The organism is Mesorhizobium sp. M8A.F.Ca.ET.208.01.1.1 (assembly GCF_004791315.1).
In the GTDB taxonomy this organism is placed as follows: Bacteria; Pseudomonadota; Alphaproteobacteria; order Rhizobiales; family Rhizobiaceae; genus Mesorhizobium.
On the sequence record NZ_SRUT01000316.1, the window covers coordinates 1 to 299 of the forward strand.

The window sequence follows — 299 nt, forward strand, 5'->3', positions numbered from 1 at the left end:
GTGGAGATAGGCGCCCTCCGTCAGGACGATTTCAGGGATCACCGGCTCTAGCGCGTGCTGGGTGAAGGGATGCCACACACGGGACTGCGACATCAGTGATCTCCCGTGCACGAGGCGAAGGCGAAGCCGGCAATCATTGCGTCTCGCAGCGTTTTGTCCGTCAGCGGGTCGAGATACGGCAGCCTGCCGAGCTGCGGTACACCGCCCATTTCCACGATTGTCCGTTGCGTGTCGGCCATCTCATCGCCGATGAAAGCGATGCCGGCCAGCGGGATGGAGCGCGCCCGAAGGGCCTCGAT

General features: G+C 63.5%; 1 protein-coding gene. It reads right to left on the reverse strand.

Annotated elements, in window-relative coordinates; genetic code table 11:
* Positions 1 to 92: 92 nt before the first annotated feature.
* Positions 93 to 299, reverse strand: a 207-nt coding sequence (locus tag EN851_RS35455; protein WP_348630750.1) for an AAA family ATPase, incomplete at its 5' end; no start/stop codon positions are given.